Source organism: Streptomyces sp. NPDC046557, assembly GCF_040645975.1.
GTDB lineage: Bacteria > Actinomycetota > Actinomycetes > Streptomycetales > Streptomycetaceae > Streptomyces.
In genome coordinates this window covers 35,237-43,787 of the sequence record NZ_JBEYZH010000031.1, presented here as the reverse complement: position 1 = coordinate 43,787, position 8,551 = coordinate 35,237, and the positions used below count along the sequence as shown (strand labels likewise).

Annotated in this window: 8 protein-coding genes and 2 pseudogenes; 7 read left to right on the top strand and 3 right to left on the bottom strand. The window is 69.9% G+C overall.

All coding sequences use genetic code 11. The features are described 5' to 3' along the window. Together ABZ934_RS30610 and ABZ934_RS30605 are read left to right on the top strand one after the other, a co-directional pair. The coding region (locus ABZ934_RS30610; RefSeq protein ID WP_361319322.1) for a tetratricopeptide repeat protein at positions 1-661 on the top strand (661 nt) is incomplete at its 5' end. A gap of 167 nt (positions 662-828) precedes the next feature. Further along, positions 829-1,005: a hypothetical protein gene (locus ABZ934_RS30605; protein ID WP_361319320.1), complete on the top strand. Its 177-nt coding sequence runs from the start codon at positions 829-831 to the stop codon at positions 1,003-1,005. Positions 1,006-1,158: 153 nt separating this feature from the next. Here ABZ934_RS30605 and ABZ934_RS30600 read toward each other — a convergent pair. Further along, positions 1,159-2,041, bottom strand: a pseudogene (locus tag ABZ934_RS30600) (helix-turn-helix domain-containing protein). Positions 2,042-2,204: 163 nt separating this feature from the next. Here ABZ934_RS30600 and ABZ934_RS30595 point away from each other — a divergent pair. Next, positions 2,205-3,725 carry a serine hydrolase gene (locus ABZ934_RS30595; protein ID WP_361319318.1) on the top strand — a complete coding sequence of 507 codons (1,521 nt, stop codon included), beginning with the start codon at positions 2,205-2,207 and terminating at the stop codon, positions 3,723-3,725. On the opposite strand, the pseudogene ABZ934_RS30590 reads toward ABZ934_RS30595, so the two are convergent. Beyond that, positions 3,722-3,986: pseudogene (locus tag ABZ934_RS30590) on the bottom strand (NAD(P)-dependent oxidoreductase); the annotation flags it as partial. The gene ABZ934_RS30595 and the pseudogene ABZ934_RS30590 sit on opposite strands and share 4 nt — an antisense overlap. 628 nt (positions 3,987-4,614) lie before the next feature. Then, the gene (locus ABZ934_RS30585; protein ID WP_361319316.1) at positions 4,615-5,094 is read right to left on the bottom strand and encodes an SRPBCC family protein; all 480 of its coding nucleotides are present in this window, start codon (positions 5,092-5,094) and stop codon (positions 4,615-4,617) included. 57 nt (positions 5,095-5,151) lie between these two features. On the opposite strand from ABZ934_RS30585, the gene ABZ934_RS30580 reads away from it, so the two are divergent. From ABZ934_RS30580 to ABZ934_RS30565, 4 genes are all read left to right on the top strand, one after another. Further along, positions 5,152-5,733: a TetR/AcrR family transcriptional regulator gene (locus tag ABZ934_RS30580; RefSeq protein ID WP_361319314.1), complete on the top strand. Its 582-nt coding sequence runs from the start codon at positions 5,152-5,154 to the stop codon at positions 5,731-5,733. A gap of 859 nt (positions 5,734-6,592) precedes the next feature. Then, positions 6,593-7,117, top strand: coding sequence for a peptidylprolyl isomerase (locus tag ABZ934_RS30575; protein ID WP_361319330.1), 525 nt, complete (start codon positions 6,593-6,595; stop codon positions 7,115-7,117). A gap of 385 nt (positions 7,118-7,502) precedes the next feature. After that, complete coding sequence (locus ABZ934_RS30570) at positions 7,503-7,646, top strand: hypothetical protein (RefSeq protein ID WP_361319312.1); 144 nt, start codon at positions 7,503-7,505, stop codon at positions 7,644-7,646. Positions 7,647-8,093: 447 nt separating this feature from the next. Next, the gene (locus ABZ934_RS30565) at positions 8,094-8,543 is read left to right on the top strand and encodes a hypothetical protein (RefSeq protein WP_361319310.1); all 450 of its coding nucleotides are present in this window, start codon (positions 8,094-8,096) and stop codon (positions 8,541-8,543) included. The last annotated feature ends 8 nt before the right edge of the window (positions 8,544-8,551 follow it).

Genomic DNA, 8,551 nt, shown 5'->3' with positions numbered 1-8,551 from the left:
GTTCGAGGAGGCCATCGACGCGCATCAGCAGGCCGCCGCCCGGTTCACGGAACTCGGCGACCACGAGGGTGAGGGCCGGGCCCTGAACAATCTGGGTACGGCTTTGCAGCAGGTGCGGCGGTTCGAGGAGGCCATCGACGCGCATCAGCAGGCCGCCGCCCGGTTCACGGAACTCGGCGACCACGAGGGTGAGGGCCGGGCCCTGAACAATCTGGGCATGGCTTTGCAGCAGGTGCGGCGGTTCGACGAGGCCATCGACGCGCATCAGCAGGCCGCCGCCCGGTTCACCGAGATGGGCGACAACGAGAGCCAGGTCCTGAACAACCTCGGCACCGCCCTGCAGTCCCGGGGGCTGTGGCGGGCACGCAAGGGCAAGAGCCAGAGCGAGGCCAAGGGCCAGAGCGACGCCAAGAGCGATGCCAAGAGTGACGCCAAGGTTTCCGGCGAGCGTCTGGTGCCGCTCGTCATGGATGTCCCCTCGGCATCCACGGCCGTGGCTACCGCTGCCTCCTCGTCCCCGGAGCGGCCCGCGAAGACGGAGATCCTCGCGCTCTCACCCGCGGACGAGCCGTCGTCGGCGCAGGCAGACCTCCAGATGGAGAACAAGCGCTGGGGACGCCGCCGCAAGGTCCAAGACCCGGTGCTCTCCGACGACCGGTAGTGAGGCCAGGCGTGCGCCTCAGCAGCCGCGGACGCCCAAGCCGTACACCGTCTCCGAAGCGGTACACCGCGACCGGCCGCAGTTCCGAACAGGGGAACCGCGGCCGGTCGGGGAGTCCGGGAAGGCTTCGCCTTGCCCGTCCCGCATGCACCGAGGTGGACGCGGCTTTGCTCCTGAACGCCCTGGCCGAGCCGGCCCCCGTTCAGGGGGACGCGACGGCCAGCGCGCAGACCTGGTACATGCGGCTGAAGGCGGACCACATCAGCGACGCGTCCATCGTCAACGCCGCCAGTAATCTGCTGCTGAGCCCGGACCTCGCGCTCCTGAACATCTCGGTGAGCTGACGCACGACCGAGACTTCCTCCGCGCCGACGCTGCCGTTGCCCCCGGCCCCTTTGAAGGTGGCGGCCACGGCCTTCTGGTCGTAGGCCAGGGGGAGGCCGACCGCCGCGGTGGCAAGGGGACAGCGTCCATGGTCTTCCCGATGCCTGCGGAGCCTAGTGTGCTGAGTCAGAGATTCGTTGGCCGTAGGCGGCGACTTTGTCGAGGATTTCGTCGGCTGTCTTCGTCCAGACGAAGGCCGCGGCTGCTCGTTCCAGTCGGCCAGCCAGGCCCGGATGTCGCGTTCGAGTGGCTGGACGGAGCGGTGGACGCCGCGTTTTTGAGCTTCTTCTGGGTGAGCTCGGCGAACCATCGCTCCACCAGGTTGAGCCACGACGCACTGGTGGGCGTGAAGTGCAGCTGAAAGCGCGGGTGCGCCAGCAGCCACTTCTTCACGTCGGGTGTCTTGTGGGTCGCGTAGTTGTCGAGGATCAGGTGCACCTGCAGGTCCGCCGGGACCTCTTTGTCGATCTTGGCCAGGAACTTCTTGAACTCGGCGGCACGGTGTCGGCGGTGCAGGGAGCCGATGACCTCGATGAACAGTGGATCCGTCGACAACTTGAAGGTTTGCGACCGGTGCGGGGCCAGAGCGAACGCCCGCCAGATCCTTGAGACCGTCGACTGTGACATCCCGGTCGCCGCGGCCATCGACCGGGTCGACCAGTGCGTCGCGTTCTTCGGCTTCTCCTCCAGCGTCTTGACGATCACCCGCTCGACATCCGCGTCGGTGATCTTCCGCGGGACACGCGGCCGAGGCCGTCGCCCAGCCCGTCCAGACCGTGCTCCAGGAAACGTCGCCGCCAGGTGCGGACCGTGTCCGGAGCAACATGTAGCCGCCGCGACACCTCCATGACCGAGTGGCCCTCCGCGCACTCCAGCACGATCCGCGACCGCTGAGCCAAAGCCCGCGCCGTCGAGCGACGACGTAACCAACCCTCCAGCACAGCCCGCTGGGCCGGTCACCGACAACGGCGGAATCTTCGGACCCGGACGACTCATACCGAACCAACGACAAACCTCCGACTCAGGTCATTAGGACCTGTTTTCCGGATCAGGCCCCAGTCCACCACGCCGGGCGGGGCCGCGAGCGCGGCCCCGCCGCCGCTTTCCGTGCCCCGGCTCTCTCCGGGCGCCCGACGCGGGACCGGCGTTAAATGGGCGTATGCGACGCAACAGCAAGCGGAGGGGGCTGACCGTGGTCGCTGGGCTCGCCCTGGCGGCCGGGACCGTCGCCGCCGCACCGTCGCCGACCCCCGGTGGCTTCGACGTGGCGAGGGCCCTGGACACGCTGGACTCGCAGGTGCAGGACGGCATGCGGCGCACCGGGGTGCCCGGCGTCTCCGTGGCCGTGGTCCACGACGACAAGGTCGTCTACCTCAAGGGCTTCGGTGTCCGCAGCACCGATGCCCCGGGCGACGAGGTCGGCCCGGACACCGTCTTCCAGCTCGCCTCGGTGTCCAAGCCGGTGGCCTCCACCGTGCTGGCACAGGCCCTCGGCGCCGACGGCTTCGACGACCCGCTCAAGGGCGTCACCCTCAAGGACCCCTGGGTCAGCTCGCACGTCACCGCGGCCGACCTGCTCTCGCACCGCTCGGGCCTACCGGATCACTCGGGCGACCTCCTTGAGGACCTGGGCTACGACCAGGCGTACATCCTGTCGCACCTGCGCTACGAGCCCCTCAGCCCGTTCCGCACCAGCTACGCGTACACCAACTTCGGCTTCACCGCGGCCGCCGAGGCCGTCTCCAAGGCCAAGGGCGTGCCCTGGGACAAGCTCTCCGAAGACCTGCTTTACAAGCCCGCCGGGATGACGCACACCAGCTCCCGTTTCAGCGATTACGAGAAGGCGGCCGATCGCGCCCTCACCCACGTCAAGACCGACGACGGCACCTGGAAGCCGCGCTACGTCCGCGACGCCGACGCGCAGACCGCGGCCGGCGGCGTCAGCTCCAGCGCACGGGACATGGCCCGCTGGCTACGCCTCCAGCTGGGCGGCGGAAAGATCGACGGCAAGCAGGTCATCAACAGCGCCGGCCTGGCCGAGACCCACCTCCCGCACAGCATCAGCCAGCCGCCCGCCGAACCGAACACCCAGCCCGGCTACTACGGCCTGGGCTGGAACGTGCGCTACGACGACCACGGCCGCCTGCGCCTGAGCCACGCCGGCGCCTTCGCACTCGGCACCAACACCAACGTCACCCTGGTCCCAGCCGAGAAGCTCGCCATCGTGGTGCTCACCAACGGCGCCCCAACGGGTCTCCCCGACACCGTCGCCCTCAATTTCTTCGACACCGCCGAGTACGGCAAGCCCAGCCGGGACTGGCTGCCCGTGGTGGCCGAGGCCTACAAGCAGCAGCTCGGCGAGGGCCGCTCGAAGACGGACTTCGCCAAGTCGCCCGCGGACCCGAAGCCGGCCCGCGCGGACAGCGCGTACACCGGTACGTACACCAACCCGTTCTACGGGCGGGCCACCGTCACGGCCGGCCCGGGCGGCGGGCTGGTGCTGCGCCTGGGACCGAAGCCGATGGCCTTCCCCCTGACCCACTACGACGGGGACACCTTCAGCTTCGAGACCGTCGGCGAGAACGCCATCGGCCGCACCGGGGTGACCTTCACCGACGGCAGGATGCGGGTGGAGTACCTGGACGCCAACGGCCTCGGCACCTTCGAGGAGGGCAGCTAGGGCAGGACCCGTGCGGGTGAGCCGTCCAGGAAGGCAGCGATGTCCTCGACGGCTTCGCCGTAGTACGTGGTGCAGTTGGCCCGTGTGATGTAGCCGAGGTGCGGGGTCGCCAGGAGCCTCGGGGCGGTGCGCAGGGGGTGGTCCCCCGGCAGCGGCTCGGTGTCGAAGACGTCGAGGGCGGCGCCGGCGTTGCGGCTTTCGCGCAGGGCCTCGAGGAACGCGTCCGGGTCGACGGGCCGCCCGGGAGGTGTTGACCAGGTGGACGCCGTCACCGAGGGTTCGATCATCGCCTTCTACACGCTCACCCCCGCCGACGGCAGCGCGTCATTGACCTCGCAGGAAGCCATCGTCCGGTACTCCCGTCAGGGCCCGGCGGCGCCGTTTGCGGTCCGGACAACTGAGCCGCGTGCGGCAGGTCCTCGCGCTAGCTGCTGTGCTGTGAGGCGAATCCCAATGTCGTTCGTGCCCGCATCGCCGCGGCGGGCAGACGAGGATCAGCTGTGTCCTTGCGGCAATGGTTGCCATCGGTTGTCGGCGCGTACCGGTCCAGCGGGGGCCGAGGTCGCGAGCGCGGCGCGCCGAGGGGGCGTCGATTCGGTCCGGCGGCGCAGCGGGACCGAGCTGTCGGCGCGGTCGGTTGGGTGGGGCGGGACGAAAATACCCAGCCGGGGTGTGAGGCATGGCTGGGCACTTCGGTGATCTTGCCTGTGGCTCCGCAACTCCGCAGCTTGATCATTGCCCTTGCCCAGGGCCTTTCCCGGGTTCGAAGGTATGGGTACCGGCGAGCGTCCTCCGAGCGGGGAACCGCCCGGATATCTTCCGGTGTGTTGACGGTCGCTGCACCGGGTCGTGTCTCTCGGACCCTGCTGGGAACGAGGGCCGAGCTCCGTCAGTGTTCCTTGGGGGCGATGGCCATGAGCAGGCGGACGTACGGGGACCAGCGGGCGCGCCGGGCCGGGTGTTCGGCGCGGTCGAGGCTGTCCTCCAGTAGTGCGTCGTGGAGCCAGCGATAGGCCAGCGGCCAGCTCAGCCGGGCGATTCCGGTGACCCGCATCGACAGGGTGTGCCGCAGCGCCGTGCGCTCGTCGTCGACAGGCAGCACGGCGTACTCGTGGAAGCCGTGGAAGCCGCGAGGGCCGCTGAAGGTGAAACGGACCCAGGTTCCTGGGATGTACGCGGCGACCGTGTAGCGGACAGGGCCGTGCCCGCCCTTCGCGCCTGCGGACAGCGGGCGGTCGAACTGCATGGGAGACCAGGTCCGGTGCGGCCAGAGCTGGTCGGCGGGCCCGTCGGAGAGGGAGTCGAGGAGGGCGCCGACCTCGGCCGCCTTCATCGGCAGCAGACGTTCATGGACATTATGGACAGGCATGGTGCTCCTTCAATTGGAGAGTGACCTCTAATTGAAGTGGAGAGTACTCTCTGATTCATGCCGAGACCACCCCGCTTCGACGCCGACGATCTCCTCGACGCCGCTGTCGTCCTCGCGGCCACTGGCGGCCCGGCCGCAGTCGCCATGTCCGCCGTCGCGCAGGCCGTCGGCGCGCCCAGCGGATCCGTATACCACCGCTTCCCGGGGCGCCCTGCGCTGCTCGCCGAGGTGTGGCTGCGTACCGTCGAGGGCTTCCAGGAGGGCTACCTCGCCGCCCTCGACGGCGACGCCGACCCCCGCGCGGCCGCCCGCGCCGGCGCCCGACACGTCGTCGCCTGGAGCCGGGTCCACCCGAGGGAGGCGGCGCTGCTCCTCTACGGCGCCGAGGAGTTCGGCCGGGCCGGATGGTCCCAGGAGCACCGGGAACGCGCGGATCGAGGCAACGAACGGGTGTTCGCCTGCCTCGGCATGGTCGGCGCGGCCTTGGGTTTGACCGGACCCGAGGGCCGTGACCGGATCGTCTTGGCCCTGATCGACCTGCCGCTCGGGGTCGTCCGCCGCCCTCTGCGGGCAGGCCAGCCGCTGCCCGCGCACGCCGAGGACCTTGCCGAGGAGTGCGCGGCCGCCCTGCTCGGCTGAAGGGTGCTGCGGAACGCTCGGTTCGGGGCATTCTGTCTGTAGGGGTGGGGGGTTGCGCCGCGGACTGAATCGATGTGGGTGGAGACGCTCCCGTTCGGAGCTGCCCACCGTCCATGCCCGGCGCAGTGCGCGGCACGCCGGCTGTGAACGGGTGTCCTGGTGGCACTGGGGTCGTCAGCGGGGATCGGGTGGGTTGTGCCTGGTCTCTCCCTGGGGTGGGTTGTGATCTTGGCTGTCGTGGGGTGACCAGGCTGCTGCCATGAGGTGGCTTGCACGGTGGTGGGTGGCTGTCATGGGTTTGCCTATTCCTGTGTGTGGCTTTGGCCGCGGGGTGTGGTGGTGCGTCGGTTGTTGGCGGTGGATCAGGGTGCGGGGTCGGTGTCGTCGCTGCATGTGCGGGTGATGGCGGAGGCTGCCGGTGTGACGGTTCGGACGGTATGGAAGCTGCTGGCGGAGCCGAGTGAGGGCCGTCTGGAGCCTGTGGTGCGGCCGACGCCTGCACCGCCAGTGGCTTCCTCGAGCAGGGACGTCAGCTGGAGGGCGAGGACCTCGGGGTCGGCCGCGCGAGCCTCCTGCCGCTAACCATTCCCGCGGACCAAACCCACGTTCTAGACTGCGACCGCTCCAGGACTTGGCGATCATCGGGAGGGCGTGCGAGATGAAACGGGCACTGATCAGCGCATTCGCGGCCGTGGCGTTAGTCGTGGCCGGGGGGAGTGTCGCCACCGCTTCCGACGGAGCTCCGTCGCGCACCACGCACGGTCCTTGCCAGTACGCACAGACCCCGGACGAGCCGCCGGCGCGCTCTGTTCCGCTGCCGCCTGACCCGCGGCGCACCCCCAGTCGAGGCACGGTTGATATGGCTGTTCCGACCAGCCAGGGCCCGCTCCCGCTGCACTTGGACCGGGCCAAGGCGCCGTGCACGGTCCAGAGTTTCCTGCATCTGGCACGGCATGGGTTCTACGACCGAACGGTGTGCCACCGTCTGACGGCGTATCCGACGCTGAAGGTCCTGCAGTGCGGCGACCCGACCGGTACCGGTGAGGGCGGGCCCGGGTACAAGTACAAGGACGAGCTGCCGGTGGACCTGCCGCCGGCACCGACCGATCCGACCGGCGTGCGCCGTCTCTATGGGCGCGGCCTGCTGGCGATGGCCAACGCCGGTCCGGACACGAACGGTTCACAGTTCTTCGTCGTTTACGGCGACTCCGCGCTGCGACCGAACTACACGGTGTTCGGCACGGTCGCCGCCGACGGCCTGACGACACTCGACACAGTCGCCGCCGGAGGTATCGAGCCGACCGCGGAGGACCCGGCACCGGTCGACGGCACACCCGTGTTGCGGACCGAGCTGCTCCGCGTCCGGCCGTCCTGCCGGCATTGACGCACCGCGGCGTCGCCACGTCCTCGATGATCGTGCCTTGCGCCTGTGGCCGCCCCAGGCGGACTATGCCGGCCGGGTGAAGCGTCTCGGTGCGGAAGCGGAGGGTGTGAACGGGTGTCCTGGTGGCACAGGTTGGTCGTCAGCGGGGATCGGGTGGGTTGTGCCTGGTCTCTCCCTGGTGTGAGTTGCGATCTTGGCTTTCATGGGGTGACCAGGCTGCTGCCACATGCTGCATAGCAGGAGGGTTGCTGGCTGTCATGGGGTTGCCCGTTCCTGTGTGCGGCTGGCCAGGGCAGGGCTGTGCTGGTCGGTATGGACGCGGATGGCCGATTGGCGCGGGGTGTGGTGGTGCGTCGGTTGTTGGCGGTCGACCAGGGGCCGGTCGGTGTCGTCGCTGCATGTGCGCGTGATGGCCGAGGCCGCCGGTGTGACCGTCCGGACGGTGTGGAAGTGGCTGGCGGAGGCGCGGGAAGGCCGGTTGGAGCCGGTGCCGCGGCAGGACGGGTTCACTCTGGATGACGAGCAGTAGACCAAGACGAGGCGGCAGGGAGCCGGTTCATGATCAGTTCATCCGGGACGGGAGATTCGGCACCGTTCGACGCGCCAGCGCCGGCGGCTGTGCTCCAGGGTCCGGCGCTCGCTGCGCGGACCGGCGGTTCAGCAGCTGCTGCGACTACGCGCCCAGGCGCGACTGTCGCGGGGCATGTGCGCCTTGCGGGGGAGTGTCTGGGGGTGTCGGAGCGGACGGTGTGGCGGTGGCTCGCGCAGGCCGAAGCCGATCCCGGCGAAGGGGCCGGTCCGGGTGCCGGATCGGTGGGCCGGTTCGAGGTGACGCGTTCGAGGTGACGCCGGAGGTACGGGTGCTGCTCGCGTACTGGCGGAGCAACGCCTCGGCGGTCTACCGGCAGCGGCCCGCGCCCGGACGGCGGCCGGCGAGCCGGCCATCGCGGTTCCGGGCCGAGCACCGATGGAGGCGGTGCCCTTTCTGGATCCGGTGCCGTCGTTGTCGACGTTCCTGCGCGCGGTGCGCCAAGACCTGACCGCGGGCGAGCGCGCGGGTCTGGCCCGGGGGCCGGAGGCAGCCCGGGCCCACGATGTGTTCGGGCGTCGCCCGAGACTCTGGCGGAACCACACCCGGGAGGCTGACTACGTCCAGGCGCCGCTTGTGGTCGACGCCTACGGGGAGCTGGTGCGCCCGTGGGTGACGTGGTTCATCGACGTTGCGGCGAAGACCATCATGGGCACCGCGGTCACCCCTGGCCATCCGTCCCGGACGTCGATCCTGGCGGCCCTGCGCGCGGCCGTGCTGCGCACCGGCCCCTACGGGCCCGCGGGCGGCATCCCTGAGCACGTGCGGGTCGACCGGCCGCGATTTCCTGTCGAAGACGGTCCTGGGCGTCTTCGGCGTCCTGAACTCCAAGGCTGAGGATCTGC